At 46.7% G+C, this 14,556-nt stretch carries 22 protein-coding genes and 2 pseudogenes; 4 read left to right on the top strand and 20 right to left on the bottom strand.

Translation table 11 applies throughout. The features are described 5' to 3' along the window. Positions 1-70: 70 nt before the first annotated feature. The 6 genes from ABIB59_RS06785 to ABIB59_RS06760 form a co-directional block, all read right to left on the bottom strand. On the bottom strand, positions 71-439 hold the full coding sequence (locus ABIB59_RS06785) for an HNH endonuclease (RefSeq protein WP_354034610.1): 369 nt from the start codon (positions 437-439) through the stop codon (positions 71-73). Beyond that, positions 432-1,025, bottom strand: a complete 594-nt coding sequence (locus ABIB59_RS06780) for a hypothetical protein (protein WP_354034608.1) — start codon at positions 1,023-1,025, stop codon at positions 432-434. Before ABIB59_RS06780 ends, ABIB59_RS06785 begins: the two co-directional genes overlap by 8 nt. Beyond that, positions 1,007-2,464: a glycosyltransferase family 2 protein gene (locus tag ABIB59_RS06775; RefSeq protein WP_354034606.1), complete on the bottom strand. Its 1,458-nt coding sequence runs from the start codon at positions 2,462-2,464 to the stop codon at positions 1,007-1,009. Before ABIB59_RS06775 ends, ABIB59_RS06780 begins: the two co-directional genes overlap by 19 nt. A 2-nt stretch (positions 2,465-2,466) precedes the next feature. After that, positions 2,467-2,934, bottom strand: a complete 468-nt coding sequence (locus tag ABIB59_RS06770; RefSeq protein WP_354034604.1) for a hypothetical protein — start codon at positions 2,932-2,934, stop codon at positions 2,467-2,469. A gap of 153 nt (positions 2,935-3,087) precedes the next feature. Further along, positions 3,088-3,945 carry a DUF6236 family protein gene (locus ABIB59_RS06765; RefSeq protein ID WP_354034602.1) on the bottom strand — a complete coding sequence of 286 codons (858 nt, stop codon included), beginning with the start codon at positions 3,943-3,945 and terminating at the stop codon, positions 3,088-3,090. A gap of 98 nt (positions 3,946-4,043) precedes the next feature. Continuing rightward, on the bottom strand, positions 4,044-4,328 hold the full coding sequence (locus tag ABIB59_RS06760) for an Acb2/Tad1 domain-containing protein (RefSeq protein ID WP_354034600.1): 285 nt from the start codon (positions 4,326-4,328) through the stop codon (positions 4,044-4,046). Between the two features lie 129 nt (positions 4,329-4,457). Between ABIB59_RS06760 and ABIB59_RS06755 the strand changes: the two genes are divergently transcribed. Next, positions 4,458-4,706: a hypothetical protein gene (locus ABIB59_RS06755; protein WP_354034598.1), complete on the top strand. Its 249-nt coding sequence runs from the start codon at positions 4,458-4,460 to the stop codon at positions 4,704-4,706. A gap of 46 nt (positions 4,707-4,752) precedes the next feature. Here the strand turns inward: ABIB59_RS06755 and ABIB59_RS06750 are convergent, their stop codons facing one another. Together ABIB59_RS06750 and ABIB59_RS06745 are read right to left on the bottom strand one after the other, a co-directional pair. Beyond that, positions 4,753-4,905, bottom strand: a complete 153-nt coding sequence (locus ABIB59_RS06750) for a hypothetical protein (protein WP_354034596.1) — start codon at positions 4,903-4,905, stop codon at positions 4,753-4,755. Positions 4,906-5,214: 309 nt separating this feature from the next. Next, a pseudogene (locus tag ABIB59_RS06745) lies at positions 5,215-5,333 on the bottom strand (lysis system i-spanin subunit Rz); the annotation flags it as partial. Between the two features lie 107 nt (positions 5,334-5,440). Here ABIB59_RS06745 and ABIB59_RS06740 point away from each other — a divergent pair. Further along, complete coding sequence (locus ABIB59_RS06740) at positions 5,441-5,806, top strand: hypothetical protein (protein ID WP_354034594.1); 366 nt, start codon at positions 5,441-5,443, stop codon at positions 5,804-5,806. A gap of 119 nt (positions 5,807-5,925) precedes the next feature. Here ABIB59_RS06740 and ABIB59_RS06735 read toward each other — a convergent pair. From ABIB59_RS06735 to ABIB59_RS06705, 7 genes and pseudogenes are all read right to left on the bottom strand, one after another. After that, positions 5,926-6,143 (bottom strand): annotated as a pseudogene (locus ABIB59_RS06735) (hypothetical protein). Between the two features lie 62 nt (positions 6,144-6,205). Next, positions 6,206-6,448, bottom strand: coding sequence for a hypothetical protein (locus ABIB59_RS06730; protein ID WP_354034592.1), 243 nt, complete (start codon positions 6,446-6,448; stop codon positions 6,206-6,208). A gap of 281 nt (positions 6,449-6,729) precedes the next feature. Next, positions 6,730-6,903: a GnsA/GnsB family addiction module toxin gene (locus ABIB59_RS06725; protein WP_079496527.1), complete on the bottom strand. Its 174-nt coding sequence runs from the start codon at positions 6,901-6,903 to the stop codon at positions 6,730-6,732. An 86-nt stretch (positions 6,904-6,989) separates the two neighbouring features. Next, entirely contained in the window at positions 6,990-7,217 is a 228-nt protein-coding gene (locus ABIB59_RS06720; protein ID WP_335255110.1) for a hypothetical protein, read from the bottom strand. 700 nt (positions 7,218-7,917) lie between these two features. After that, positions 7,918-8,448: a hypothetical protein gene (locus ABIB59_RS06715; RefSeq protein WP_354034590.1), complete on the bottom strand. Its 531-nt coding sequence runs from the start codon at positions 8,446-8,448 to the stop codon at positions 7,918-7,920. Then, a complete protein-coding gene (locus ABIB59_RS06710; protein ID WP_354034589.1) occupies positions 8,448-8,960 on the bottom strand; it encodes a lysozyme in 513 nt (170 codons plus the stop codon). Before ABIB59_RS06710 ends, ABIB59_RS06715 begins: the two co-directional genes overlap by 1 nt. Continuing rightward, positions 8,960-9,175 carry a class II holin family protein gene (locus ABIB59_RS06705; RefSeq protein WP_047369739.1) on the bottom strand — a complete coding sequence of 72 codons (216 nt, stop codon included), beginning with the start codon at positions 9,173-9,175 and terminating at the stop codon, positions 8,960-8,962. Before ABIB59_RS06705 ends, ABIB59_RS06710 begins: the two co-directional genes overlap by 1 nt. A gap of 251 nt (positions 9,176-9,426) precedes the next feature. Here ABIB59_RS06705 and ABIB59_RS06700 point away from each other — a divergent pair, with 251 nt between their 5' ends. Next, positions 9,427-11,382: an AAA family ATPase gene (locus ABIB59_RS06700; RefSeq protein ID WP_354034588.1), complete on the top strand. Its 1,956-nt coding sequence runs from the start codon at positions 9,427-9,429 to the stop codon at positions 11,380-11,382. A 46-nt stretch (positions 11,383-11,428) separates the two neighbouring features. Here ABIB59_RS06700 and ABIB59_RS06695 read toward each other — a convergent pair whose 3' ends face one another. From ABIB59_RS06695 to ABIB59_RS06680, 4 genes are read right to left on the bottom strand one after another with little or no spacing between them, the layout of a single operon-like run. Beyond that, the gene (locus ABIB59_RS06695; RefSeq protein ID WP_354034586.1) at positions 11,429-11,794 is read right to left on the bottom strand and encodes an antiterminator Q family protein; all 366 of its coding nucleotides are present in this window, start codon (positions 11,792-11,794) and stop codon (positions 11,429-11,431) included. Between the two features lie 15 nt (positions 11,795-11,809). Further along, positions 11,810-12,835, bottom strand: coding sequence for a DUF968 domain-containing protein (locus ABIB59_RS06690; protein ID WP_354034584.1), 1,026 nt, complete (start codon positions 12,833-12,835; stop codon positions 11,810-11,812). After that, on the bottom strand, positions 12,820-13,188 hold the full coding sequence (locus ABIB59_RS06685) for a RusA family crossover junction endodeoxyribonuclease (RefSeq protein WP_354034582.1): 369 nt from the start codon (positions 13,186-13,188) through the stop codon (positions 12,820-12,822). The genes ABIB59_RS06690 and ABIB59_RS06685 overlap by 16 nt, the downstream gene beginning before the upstream one ends. Before the next feature lie 2 nt (positions 13,189-13,190). Continuing rightward, positions 13,191-13,391, bottom strand: coding sequence for a hypothetical protein (locus ABIB59_RS06680; RefSeq protein ID WP_354034580.1), 201 nt, complete (start codon positions 13,389-13,391; stop codon positions 13,191-13,193). Between the two features lie 87 nt (positions 13,392-13,478). Between ABIB59_RS06680 and ABIB59_RS06675 the strand changes: the two genes are divergently transcribed. After that, a complete protein-coding gene (locus ABIB59_RS06675; protein ID WP_354034578.1) occupies positions 13,479-13,766 on the top strand; it encodes a hypothetical protein in 288 nt (95 codons plus the stop codon). Positions 13,767-14,128: 362 nt separating this feature from the next. Here ABIB59_RS06675 and ABIB59_RS06670 read toward each other — a convergent pair whose 3' ends face one another. Next, entirely contained in the window at positions 14,129-14,527 is a 399-nt protein-coding gene (locus ABIB59_RS06670; RefSeq protein ID WP_354034576.1) for a hypothetical protein, read from the bottom strand. Between the last annotated feature and the right edge of the window lie 29 nt (positions 14,528-14,556).

Raw genomic sequence — 14,556 nt, 5'->3', positions numbered from 1 at the left:
CCTACCCCCCCCGGTGTTGATAATGGGTATCATTCCAAGTGGAATGGTTGCAATTGAAACTATCCCTGTATCAAATCACCACGATATGCTGAAACTCCTCAGCCGCGGGCACCGCATGCTTTAATGCTTCCTCATCAGGCTGCCTGGTTGCCGCTTCCCGCGCCGATTTCCCGGCATGGCATCCTTTGCACAGAGTCCAGAGATTACGCTCTGAGTTGTCGCCGCCGAACTGCAGCGCGATGCGGTGGTCAAGCTCGCTCTCGTGCAGCTCAATAACGCGGGCGCACATGCAGCAATGACCGCCGTCGCGTACCCAGATGCGACGTTTAAGACTGACGCGGGCGCTGCCGCTGATGCGGCGCTGCTCTCCGTATACAGGCTTGATGCGACGGGTATCGATAACCTTAAGTCGGGGCTTTAATGTCGGCAGCTTAGTCATACAACCTCCATGCCCGGCGGCGCTCAGTTCGCGCTATGCCGTCAGGGTGACGCTCTACCGGTTCCCCGTCGGCATGATCAACCAGTGACCAGCATGGATAAACCACCGGGCCACCATATGCATTGCCCACGGCATAATCAGCGGCGGCGCTGTGATCCCATCGGGCCAGTACATCCGCAACCTTTGCAACCGGCACGCTGTAGCAAACGCCATGAATCAACTGAGGCAGGGTAATGAAGTCAGCCCGCGTCTTATCAGCAGCAATCAGGCGCTCAGCAATAGCCGCCTGATACTGAGGCGGGCGGCCAGTGCCGAGGTAGAAGCTGATGAGATCGTCAGGCTTATCATTGAGCCAGGCACTAACCTTCCCGACGAAGCCATGTACAGGCAGTGCGTCATCCTCCACGACTACGACCCGACAGTTCTGTCCTGCGGCCCATTCAAGCGCACGACGATGATTCCAGTTTGCCCCGTGGTCCCCGGCATCAATCAACAGTATGGCGCCAAGAGTTTCAGCCAGACTATGAGCCTGCTTGTGTCGGGAATGGTGACCGACAACAACAAACTTCACTTGTGTTGCCACCATGCAAACTCCTTACCGATACCGTTTGTTTTGAATACCGTATGTACTCGGGGGCCAGTGACCAGCCGATCGCTAAACCGATAAGCCACAATACCGAATGCCAGCATGTCGCCTACTGCTGCGGCAGGCTGCTCCTTCTTCCAGAACCGGTTGCTTTCCGTCAGGTAGTAAAGGCGCACGATACCGTGAGCAATCGCCATGACATCCTCACGAGTGCCACCCAGCAGGCCAGCATTCAGCATCACATCATTGCGGTGCTGCTCAATGAATTGCTGGTAGATGCTTTCGGGATGGTTGCTGGCTGCCCACGGGTCAGAATAGGTTTTCGGTTCAGAGCCAACGTAAATCTGGCCAGGTACCATTTCATCCCACGGGGCATGCAGCATTTCGACATCGGTCCCATCCGTGCACCAGACGAACCGGTATTCAGGATGATCCCGAAGGTGCTGCCAGATGTGCAGCCAGCGGCGGAAGTAGACATTCATCTTCACATCAGGCACGCGCCACAGTTCAACGTCTGACGGTGCGGTGGTCAGCTCATCCACCAGCGCGATACGCCCACACTGTCTAAGCGATGCCGCCCATGTAGTCAGCATGTCTGGCGAGGCCGCCATTTTCGATCCGCGCTGCGTATCAGGCTGACTGGTGAGCAGCGTTGTGATAACCACGTCGCGCTGATTCCGGTATTCAACGTATCCTGTGAATCCTGTATCCCGCCGTTCGTTGTGGACCTTCACGTTACGTCCCACCAGCGCCTGTCGGTCCGGTTTCGGTACCGAACGTTCCACTGCTTCATGTTCATCAAGGGAATGGATCAGCTTTTCGGAGCCAGTCACATCGGCATAAGCCCACGATGTCATACCTGCGTTATGGATGCGCAATGCGAGATCGCTGTGTTCGTACATCCCGCGCCCGTAAACCGGATCAAATCCGCCCACCTTCTCTATCGCGCTGCGGTGGTAATACAGCATCACGCCACGCTGCCCGGTATAAGCAATGTGCTTATCGTCACGATAAAGAACAGCTATATCATTGAGCTTGTTAGGCCCAGCCAGATCAAGGAACTGATAAGCCAGATGCGGCTCTGGTGATTCGATATAGGGAAGATGCCAGGCGGGGGAAATAGGCCATGCATCATCGTCAAACAAAAACAGGTGTTCGCACCCGGCATCCATCAAGGCTGTCAGGCTGGCGTTCTTAGCCGCCACAATGCCCTGTGACGTTTCCAGACGAACAAGTTCAATGCCTTCCGGCACAGTGGCGGCAGGCTGTGAGCCATCATCAATAACCACCAGCAAAGAACCTGCCGGGAGATAGTTAAGATGTTGCTCAATAGCCCTGGCTAAAACTGCTGGTCTGTTGTGTGTAGTTATCGCTATGCCGATCCGTACTGATACGCTACTGGCGGGAACATACGGGACACCATCTATAGTGACCTGCATAGTCACTTCCTCGCATACAGTAAGCCACCCGGTTTGATCGCATTAGCAATAGCATCATTCACAGCCTGGTTAATGATTTCTGTAATAGCAGCCTGAGCAGAGGCCAGATCCGCCATCATCGCTTCTTGTCTGGCGTGTGTTGCTTTCATCGCTTCAACAATAGCGTCAACATTCGCCTCTATTTTGAAACGGTCAGCCTTGAATACCAACTCGCTTACAGAACGTGGTGGCCGCTTGCCAAATTTGCTATCCACCAGATAGCTGATGGCGAACTCTTGCCCGGTAGGTGTGAGGAAGTTGTAATGATTTTCCCCGGCGAACGGCGTCACCGTATCTTTCGTCACCACATAACCCAGTTCACGCAGTTCAGCAGCGCCAGCCTTTGATGGCAAATCGCCATCCACCAGCGCGCCACGGAAGAAAAGCGCATGCAGGACATCGCCAGCAGCGCCGGAAAGTTCTTTGCTCATGGTTGTTTCCTTTTAGATGTGAGCCTGTCGCACGGGAAGACCGCCCGATAACGCGGAATGCCCCAGGCTCACTACTGAAAGATATCATTAGGCTGTGAGTGCGAGGCGCATAAAAAAGCCCCGCGTTCGCGAGGCTTTTTTATTATTGGATGATTATTTGATTAAATTTTCACGTTTCGCCATTGTCAGATAAGATATTTTTTTGTCGCCACCTTTTTTAACGCTTTGTAATTTCACTTGTATTTTTAGTAAACCCATAAGCATTGGAATGGCAGCGCCTCTAATAACTTCAACAGGGTGAGTACTTTGTAAAGCATTAAGTAAGGTTAGACCTCCCGCAAATAATTGACCCGCGTCAAACTCAATGGTACGTCCAATACTCATTTTTATGGGGCTTTGCCATGTTTCTTGATTTAATTTTTCTAACCCATCAATGGCTTTCTTTAATTTTGCTATAGACTTAGCCTTTTGAAGATGTATATCCCCAGAATTCATGATTTCCAGATAAAGCTCATCCAAATACTCATGGAACTCCAAGAGCGCATCAGACCTTCTTTCTTTGAATTCAAGCACATCATGCAATGGCACATCAATCTGTGGAACAGGGAGCTCATCAAGGAGATCAAATCGTATGGTTTCTTTTAATTCTGCTCGCCCTGGCGCAACATTTATATCCTCGTTAAGGAAATGTAAACACCAGTCTGTATCGCCGTTTTTAGCTCTTAACTCTTCCAGTGCCTGGAGTTGGATGTCGGCATAAAACTGAGGGATGTCCCCTGCTGATATTGCGCCCGCTTTTAAAAAAGATGGTCTATCAAGAACACCACAGTTGATTAACTCATCTTCATTCTGAAAACCAATATGAATCATGCTTGTTGGAGCAACAAGTCGGTCCCAGTATAAAACTAAATAGTTCAAGTCCTGAGGGGAAACATGTCTACCCGATGCAAAACCGGTGCCTTCCTGATTTCGAATAAACTCTACTGGTGAAAAAACCACTCCACGTTTCATAATCAGCTCTCCTGTGATGAGGACAAGCTATATTAACGCTCCGTAAAGTTTAAATGTAGCATTATCACAGGCACTCAGTGAATGCCTGCTGTAATGCCTTAGCAATCAGCATCGGGGCGCGCAACAGCGCGGCAAGCCCACATGCAAGCTTCCTGCATTTTGGTTCGGGCAATCGCCAGACAACGCAGCGCTTCTGCACGCTCTGTTTCAGCATGGCTGCCACTCTCTACAACCTCCAGAGATAGGTGCGTGCGTTCAAGGTCGAGAGTTTCGCAAAAATTACGGCTAATCTCTTTCAGCTCATTCATTTGCGCGATATCGTCGGCGTCCAGGGTTCTATACCCCTTAACAGTACTGCCGTCCTGCGGTTTTGCTTCGCTCATTGCGTTACCTTTCTCGGGATGGGTTATGCCATGTCATAAGGAATGGCGAACTTTTATCATTTATAATGGGCGATGATGTTCCATAAACACACGGTATTAATACTTAATAGCTTTCAATGAGAGGTATTCATGGGGTTTATTACTTGGGAAGAAGCAAAGGAAATCACTGAAAGTTACTTTTCTCCATACAAATGCGTAGTGGATGCTAAAGAGAGTGATTACAAAAACCAAATCCCCTTCGTCATCTATTACAATCATGAAGAAAATGCCGATCGCTATGGGCCACATATGATTGTTGGATTCAATAAAAAAGATCGGCTTGAGCTTGAGTTAGCTGCGCATAAGGAGTCTTTTATGGAAACTCTTAAAGGCAGGTAAATTCATTACTTTAAACACTACTCACGCACATACGCCTGCAGGCCAGTTAATTGGCTGGGCTGATGTCGATGTAATACTCTTTACCCTGCTCAAACTGGCTGAACGCAACAGGGTTAGAGATGTGCATTTGCAGCAAACCGCCGGGTGTGTACTTCGACCAGGTTTTATTTTCTGGCGTATCGTCGGTTACAGGACTCATGTGAACAGTACAATTAGAATTGTCGTCAGCTTTCTGGATAAAGTGGCAGCGGAATTTTGCTCGTACAGTCATAATCAACTCTCTTTGTTGGTTTTTAATTAAGGATATTACGATGAAGTGGATGCCAAGAGGTAGTCGGGGTCAACGGGCCGTTCAGACGGTGGCGAGAAACTCACGCCGTCGCTCAGGCAGAAGCACCGAGACCTCAAGTTCAGACTCAAACCCGCCGGCTCACTCATTTAACTGGGTTATGTGGGGCATAGTTGCGTTCATAATGTACAAGATGTTTTTTGGATAACTATAAAGCCATTATCTTAAACACTGCTCACGCACATACGCCTGCAGGCCCGTCAGTTGTTTGGTGACTGTTTCGATTCGCTCTCTGGGAGGGGATAACCCCGTTCAGCGGATTCTGACGGTCGAGGCGAAACCATAATCCATGCTCAACACATTCATTCAGTGTTTGCTGAGTCTGGTTTTGTCATGGACATCCCTTGTTTTATAGTTGTCATAATAAGCACTAAGGAAAACTGTTATGAACGTTAAAGTATTCAGAAGTGACTGCCAATCAGATAGTGAATCTGCCTATCGGGATTGGCTGCGAGAAAATCCAGATGGTTTTGTGGTTAACGCACTAAAGTGCACCAACGGAAAGGGCAACAGGAGTGATCAACGTTTTACTCGCGTTCACCGGACCAACTGCAAAACAATTAACCCACTGCTTAGCCAGATAGAGAAGGCTGGCTTCACGACGGGACGTTATCAAAAGCTATGCGCGAATATCCTTTCCGTGGCAGAGATCGAAGCCCGAAGGATTACTGGCCTCGAAACCGTTAAACCGTGCCCCTGCATCGGACGCAGTCACGCCCTCACGACGGATCTCTCAGTGGTCATGACATAACAAATCGCCCGATAAGGAGGAAAACCCCAGGCTCACGACTGAAAGTTATCGTTAGGCTGCGCGTGCGAGGCGCATAAAAAAGCCCCGCTATTGCGAGGCTGACTTACTTCGTGTATTGCTTATTTCGGGCTATCTTCGAAAATAAAATCGTCAGAGCCAAGACGATGAGATCCATATGCCGATTCATAGTCTCTGCCCAACATACCGGCTTTTGTATCAGCCATGTCCTTTGAGGTATACACGCCGACCAAATGCCAGGGCTACGACAAACAACAGCCCATCCCATAACCCATCCCTGATTATCAGGGTTTCTTTTCAATCCTTCTGCTACAAACATAGTCTTCTCCTTTGGGTACCCGGAGAACATGCTATGAAATTGAGCAGCAGAAAGAAACGATCCTAAACAAAAGCGGCAGTGATAGACAGGTGAGCTAAGTCAGGTCGGTTATGCTCGACAACCACATCCGTATCTGACCCGACCACTTCATACTTTTTCAAGTAAGGGCTGGTTACTTTGCCAGATAGCGTCTCTTCAATTAATACCTTTCCGGCCTGGATTACTTTAAACGTTACGTTTGCACCCTGGACAATACCATCAGCAAACTCCATCAGGTTGTTAATGGTAACTTTGAGATTTTTCATTTCTAACTCGTTAGTGTTTGCGCGAAAGCGCAATAAAAAAGCCACCAGCGGATGCCAGTGGCTTGGATGTGGTAATCAGGAAGGGATTCGAACCCTTGAGCCAATGGGTACAGGTCGTCAGCACCACCCACGCAGCTTGTAGCTGCGTCGCGCTTAGTCCGGAACGGTTTTACCCGCTATCTCGCGCACCTGATTGATATGCTCAAACATTATCACTGGCACTCAGTGAATGCCTGCTGTAATGCCAACAAAAAAAGCCCGCCTAAGCAGCCCTTTGTACTTTACATAAGCTTTATTTTTACTTGATAACCCTCAAGGCCAGACATGGTCTCATTCGGTATAAACTCGATCTCAGAAACCTCTTTGCCTGTTTTCTTGCGCAGCTCAGCAATTTTTTTAGTAATAAGAGCAGAAATCTCTTCCTCAGCTTTACGCTCCAGTTCTTCGTGTTTCATGCACGATCTCCTTTTTCACATAACCTTTTATAAATCATAGGTTATCTTCCCAGAACGCGCTCAGGAATCATCATCCTGGATATTTCCTAAAGAAGCCTGTTAGCTGCACTAACTATCTCTTCTGACGAGAGTTCTCTGTCAGAAGCAACATAAATTTCAGTTTGATCGCCTGTAATCGAGTAACTCCCTACACGCATAATCTTGAGATGGATTTCTTCACCATTTGGATAATTTCGCAGGATAGTTGTCACAGCTTTAATGGTTTCTACCACAATAACTGGCTGAGCATTGAAGAACACCAATACCTTTCTCATTTTATACCTTGCTACAGGTCTGCTGCATGTAATTGAGCATCTGATAAATATCATCAGAAAAGGCCGCACAAACTCAGTGCGGCCTTGCTTAGTGTTAACCGGGCAAGATGCATCCTGTATCCCTGGAGCCACCCAAAAGGAGACAGGAAATCTGGCCGGGGTAACAGGCTCTGTCATTTGGTGTTGGCTTTGCTGACAGAACCATCATTGAGACTATGGCATTAATAGGAATTAGCAAATTTTATTTATCAAACCAATCGGCAAAATTTATCAATGCCTTGATTTTATTTGTGTTTGTCAAGAAAAATAATAAAATCAATAAGTTATTGACTTTCAGTTTATCCTGGTAAAGGAACTGCTCACATACATACGCTTGCAGGCCTTACGATAATTGGTCATAGTTTTGATTCGCTCTCTGAGGGTGAAGTAATCCCGTTCAGCGAATGCCTTTTGCGCGGGAGATGAGATGCAAAACTTAAGAAAAATCCGAATAAAGCGGATATCTAGAACGTATCCCGCGCTTACGCTTGTTAAATATGGGTTTCTAACAAAACTTAAGTCGACTCATAAGGCAAGAGCGCCTCGCCAGGGCTCATCTCAAGGATGAGGTTTAACTCCTCTTATCAGTTCTGGCTGGCCCGCTTAAAGCCCATAAAAACTGATCTGCATTATTGAGCCCTACCACGATGGGGCTTCTTTTTTATTTCTGGCGCTGTTGCTCTATTTCACGAATTCCCGCGAAATTGTTATTTCCCTGCTCAATAGTGGCTAGTAGAGGCTGAATCCACAAAACTGCCTGGCAGTATGTCAGCCCGCCGGAGGGAGAGGAACCACCATCGGCTGAGTCAGGCCCGGTGGAATCGGAGTGCATTGCCCCGGCACGTAAACGGTTCGTGTATTCGAGCAGCCCACCAGCAATATCATCAGGAACAGGCAGATCGCAGGTTTTATCACGGCGTAATATCTCCCGGTATTTGATTACCGTTGTTTCGCTGTTCCCGACCACAATTGCGTTTGCCCGCGCGGCGGTCTCAGCGGTTTTATTGAAGCGGTTTATGTTGAATGCCTGAGTGGCTATTACCTGACCCTGCAGAGCATTGTCTGACTTGAGTACGCGGTTTTCACTCTCAGCAGTTGCGGCTTTGTCGCTGTAGTGAAATGCTGACCATGCCAGACCGCCGAAGATGCTCAGGATAAAAACGCCGATCACAGCGAAATAACGAATCTTCATCAGGCACCATCCAGGCAGAGAGCCTTTTCTTTTCCGGCACGATCCACCAATCCCGGCAATATCTGGCCGCCTCCCCATACCCAACGGGTAAACTGGTTACAGGCTGCGGTGATGTTGCCACTACGGAATAGGGCAAACATCTGAGAGGTTCGCAGATTTCCGCACCCGGCACGGAACGTAACTGAAACAGCAGCACTGAATGCGTTATTGGACAGGTTGCGTCCGTTGCCGTAGCGATTTACGCATGACTCAGCATCAAGAATGTTTGCCTGCCAGTCAGCAGCAATTTGCGTATTAGTTTTACGCGTTCCGGCTTTTACGCCGTGAGTGTTGCCTATACCGTCCGTCAGAACACCAGCGGGACAAACGTAAGGATCACGGCGGCAGGATTCAGCATTACCGATAAGCTCAAGTCCGCGCTGATTGGTTCGCACCTGCCCGTTGCTTACGACGATAGCGATGATTGCCATCACTGAGCAGACAACACCACCAGCGACTTTAGCTTTACCCATCACTCACCCCTGGCGGCTTTGCGCCGATCCTCTTTGATTTTGAAATAAAGATTGGTCAGATACGTCAGCAGACCAAAAAGAATACTTGCGAGAACACCTAACGCTGCCCACTGCGAGGGCGAGACTTTATCCAGTAGCTGGAGCACCCAGAACCCTCCGTTTGCTCCGGCAAAACCGTAGCTCACACCAGTTGTGATTTTGTCCATTCGATACATACTCCACCTCCACGTTTGGGAAGTGCTGTGCGTGATTGATGAAAGGAGGGATCCAGCCTTCGGGCGATTTCGTAAAAGTGAAGGTTATGTGTGATTCCCGAGGCCAGAAATGAAAAAACCCCGCAGGAGCGAGGTTTTAAATTTGGTTTAAGTCCGTGTACAAGTGACAACTCTTAACACCTTATAGTAAAAAATGCGGACCGCGCTAATGATTTTATGATAATTTTTTACTTTCTTATAAGGAGGTAACTATGCATACGAAATTGGTACCTGTTGCATCACATAATGGTTTTAAATTAAGTGAACCCATCGAATTTGAAGATTACCTTTGCCTAATAACAGGAGTAAATGGCATTGGGAAAAGTCGATTGCTAAATAGCATAGCAAATGGGAAAACAAAACTATACCTAGACAATAACGAAATCCCAACCAATGAAATACGACTCATTGATATTAATGAATTAAATCATACCATCCTTTACCCCTCCGGTGGGATTGATAAAACAACACTACTCGCTCGAAATATTATGACATTAATTGAACAAAGCGAGGGAATTGAAACGTTACCAGACACGTTCCCCATGCAACTAGAGCAAATGCAAAGAGCGTACTCCGGAGTGGAAATAAAAGTAAAAGATATCGTTAAACGTGCTTGTCATTTATTTGATACTGAACCTCAACACTTACAAAAAAGACAACTTGAATTATCTATTTACGCCAACAATGAATTATCAAATGGTTCATTAAATGAAATTTTTAGTGATACTCACTTATCATTAAGTCAATTAACCGTAAACTATTACCAAGCAAAAGAATGTAATGACCTTCTGGAGTACTTCAATAAGAAAGATCCACACATCAAATTCATTGATGAACATGTTCTTCTAGAAAAAATAGGAAAAAAAAGTCCTTCCGTTATTTTCAATGAAATAATCCATGATTTATTTAAAGGTAAATTCAAAATATCAGAGCCGAACTTAAAGAAAACACCATTAGAATCGTATGAGCCGAAGTTATTAGATTTATACGACAATGAACTTAATCCAAAAGACTTATCTTCTGGGGAAGTAACAATATTCTGGCTTGTAACAAAAATTTTTCAAACATTCTACTCAGCCATTGGCATAAATTTTACCAAAGCCAAAGTAATACTTATGGATGAACCTGATGTTCATCTTCATCCAATGATGATTGTTGATTTCTACAGATGTCTAAAAAAACTTCATGATGAACTACATATAATATTCATATTTAATAGCCACTCGCCGACAACTGTTGCACTTGCAGATTTTGACAATATTTTTAAATTAACATCTGTAAACAACATTGATTTTTCATTAGAAAAGATAACTAAAGATGGGGGTATCTCTATTTTATTGGAAGGGGTAACACAGATAACAATTAACCCTGAGAACCGAAGAGAGGTATACGTTGAAAACGTTAACGATGCTAATATTTACGAATTAATTTATAGAAAAATAAAAAACAAGACTAAGCTAACCCCTGATATTACTTTATCATTTACAACACCAGCATCTAAAATCGTCGATAGCCAATTACATCAGCATATAACCTCAATATATGAAAATGACGAAAGAGTAAAGCGTTTAATTGAAAAGATTAATGGCCAGGGCAATTGCGAGCAGGTCATAGGTACAATTGAGAATCTAAAAAAAATAGGAAATAGGACAGCGGTTGGTCTAATTGATTGGGATGGAAAAGATAGGAAAACTGATAGCGCAGTAGTAGCCCTTGGCAAAGGGTATTGTTATGCCATTGAAAATGCAGTATATGACCCAATAAGCATCTTTGTATTTGTTTCTAAATTTAAAGATCCATCCTACTTTTGCAGTTGCAATGCAGGCTCAAATAAAAATGAAATATTACCTAACAACCAGCTCCTGCAAGAAATATTTGATAGAATCATGAGTGATATATTAGGTCACGAAAATCGACGCGATCACCAAGTAACTTACATGAATAAAATCACTCTATTAGCGGACAAAGAATATTATAGCACCAAAGGAAAAGATATTGAGAAAAGGGTTTTGACTACCTATCCAGAGTTAAAAAAAATACAATCTTTCAATAACCATATGACTGAAATGTACAACCTTCTCAAGTATATAACGATTGACGAATTAGACTGTCAGTTTATAAATATTGTGTTTGAAGAAGCATTTATCAAACTTCAAGCCGCAAAATAGTTGTATTTATGTGCAGCATGGCAAACATAAGTTTGCCATGCATTTTTTAACACTCTAGTTCAAGTCTTACATTTAGCATCGACAAACACCCCTCAATGAATCCTTCTGCTAACATGATTTCAATGCGGATCTGTTTTTCGCTTTTCTTCCTGCTCTTTGCCATTTGCCTTTTAGAAACCATATAGACGTAATGGGTAACCAGTAAGTTGTAATCGTACGGACGCTTTTGTTTCAGACGTGCCATGCATCCCTCAAGCGTTAAGCCGTCATCATCGGAACACATGGGTCGGGTTTTGCTCGTTTGTGGCAGTAGCCCCTTAAATCCTGCTGCTATCGGGGAATAGTCGACACCGCAAGAATCACTGGCCGCCCAAGCCCCCCATAACTCCAGAACTTTTTGAATGTCGCGCATAGTTTTCTCCAGATGTCAGGCCAGAACGCCGAGCGCAAAGGCACGGTCCAGCAATTTGATAATGAGTTCAGGTTGCGTGCCGTACTGGCGCTCGAACGCCGCCGGGCTGTTGTGAAGCTCGGTATGGTGTTTTCTACAGAGCGGAATGGTGAACGCGTCGTGAGCTTTGGTCGCGATGCCACCCTGCCCCCAGCCAATCAGATGATGGGCATCATCGGCGGGGTTGCCGCAGCACGTACACGGTTGAGTCTTAACCCAAGACAAGAACTTTGGATTTTCCCAGCGGGTGCGTTTTGGTCGCGCATAAAGTGTCTGCGGCGCCACGGGATCAACCGTGACTGAAACCACGGGCTTTACGGCTGGTGGCTGAGGTAATGTCACCTTTTTCACTTTCTCCGCCAGTATGCTGGTGGCTGGCAGAGACGGGACAATATCGGATTCGCGCATAACAGACGGCATTGTTTCAACGGGCAAACCAAGCACCCGGCGGGAAACTTCTTCCGGTATGGCATCAGTAACACCCCGGAGAATGGCCCACCAGCACAGCTCCGGGAGGGTTACTTCGTGGTCGTCGGTAAATCGCAGCTCACCGCGAATGGCGCGCAAAATCCAGGTGGCGGCATTTTTGGCTACGATTTGATCCAGTTCCTGGCTGGGGGCTTCACGCAACTGGTTATCGCAGTGCCAGCAAAGCAGTGCGGCGCCACCGGCATGGCGATGCGTAACCAGCTCTTTGTGGTGATAAGTTGAGTGCGGCCACTGGCACTGTTTACCGCGGTGCCGTAACCAGGCCTCAAGCCCATTAATACCACCAGCCGCATTAATAACCTTTTGATGAGTGAAGAACGGGCATAATGCCGGATCATCAATAAGCATCTGCCGGGCAGGCGGTACGGCGCCCGAAGGAAGGTCAGCCATATTTTCTGGCTGACGCTCTACCAGTACGCGACCAGAAGTGAAAATATGCATTAACTCGCGACCGGGACGCAGAAGCACAATCCCCATATCCCGGGCGATATCCGGTTTCAGCAAGGCGCGCATGCCGCCTCCCGAATTATGATTTGCCCGATCTCGCCCCACACTTTAGTTATGCGGCAATCCCAGATGTGTGCATCATCAGCAAAAATGGCGTCCATTAACGCTTTCAGCATATTGTCGCAGTCAGGCTTAGCCTGGTGTGGCTGGCCGTTATGTTGCTGGCGTTTCTTTTTGCTCCAACTGGCGGGCATAGGAAGAACAAACGTGACATGAGCACCAGACTCAGGCAGGGCTACACCACGCAGCCGCACCTCATCGCAGAACGCCCGGTAACGCATAACCTCAGGGCGCTTTTTCCATTTGTCGGCGCGAGTCATACGGGGCTTGCCCATCGGCACGATTGGATAAATTTGCATACTCACTCCCAGTGCCTCCACTGGTAAGTTTTATCTGGACGCGGGGGGGTTTCTGACTCAGGTAATCTGGCACTGACAATCCAGCTCTTATAGTCAGGAGCAAGGCTTTTTTCGGTTTCGACGTGCTTTGCCGTGTAGCGGGCCACCAACTCGGTGGCTTGTTCGGCGGTGAGGTCGGTATGGGTGAACCAGCCTTTTTTCATGCAGCACCTCGCCCGGCGGCAAGATGTGCGAAAACGCTGGCGTCAATAAGCGTCAGATAAATGAGGTAATTCGGTGTTTTTAGCGCCATGGTATTCCTCCGTGGCGCAGCAGATGCCAGTTGTTCAGGCTGGCTAAGTGACTATATCAGAATGTGGGGCAACCTGGTAACCGGCGCGCTGGAGCATTTGCATAAACAAGTTAGGAGTACCGACAATCTCCCCCGGCAGCATGGGCCGAAAGCTGAATTTATCTCCCTGCCTGTACAGCAACGCCTTGCAGCGGGCGGGCATGTCGAACGTCAGTACCACTACGCCATCTTCATGGCGAACCAGATCATACCTGGTCAAATCATCACTATCCACACTATCCACTAACCCCCCTTTGCGCCCCAGACGACGCGTCCACTCTTATTTTTTTCTGGCTAAAGCCAACAGATCAAACACTGTTGATATATACAGTATTTTAAAGGATGGCATTAATCAACACAAAATAAATGAATGATATTTATGATTATTTTATTTTTGCTTTGGCTGACAATTTCGTTTGAAAGAAAGCGTTTTTGAGATTAAATGGTTGATTTTGCGTAATTCAGAGGGGGTAAAGCGGAAGGGTGCGATCAGTAATTAATCACTTATGCAGATCAATTTTATCATATCGATCGAAATTATCGATCATGATAGGAAGTAAAAAGCCGCTGGAGCAGCGGCTTGAATAATCAATCACACATAGTGTTGATTTACGGTTTTGCAATATCGTCTTGCAGTGCTTGATCATGCACAGACATTGAGTGATCAACATCACGCAGATATTTTGCAATTTCCTTACTGCGCAAAGCCGCAAGCGCATCTTCAATTTCTTTTATTTCTGAACTGCTAAGCCCCGGCTGCTTTTTTAGAGCCTCAAGATTTTTACGCGCTTTACGTAAATCAACCCGAAACCGCAAATCTTCTCCACTAGGGACATTTATAAGGGTAAGAAGCAAAAGAAAGAAGTGCGCAACAACAACCGCGACTCCAGGAATGAAAGAGTTGAAATCGGATGACAGGCCAACAAAAGCAGCAGTTTTGATTAGAATCATGTTGGCCCATGGAGTACACCAGGCCTGACAGGCAAGATATTTCTTGTGCTGAATCATCCCTGAGCATCCTTTTGGTGCTTAGACTC

Origin of the sequence: Citrobacter sp. UYEF32, assembly GCF_040546205.1 — a bacterium.
GTDB lineage: Bacteria > Pseudomonadota > Gammaproteobacteria > Enterobacterales > Enterobacteriaceae > Phytobacter > Phytobacter diazotrophicus.
The sequence above is the reverse complement of the archived record's forward strand: the minus strand, read 5'-3'. Positions and strand labels throughout refer to the sequence as shown.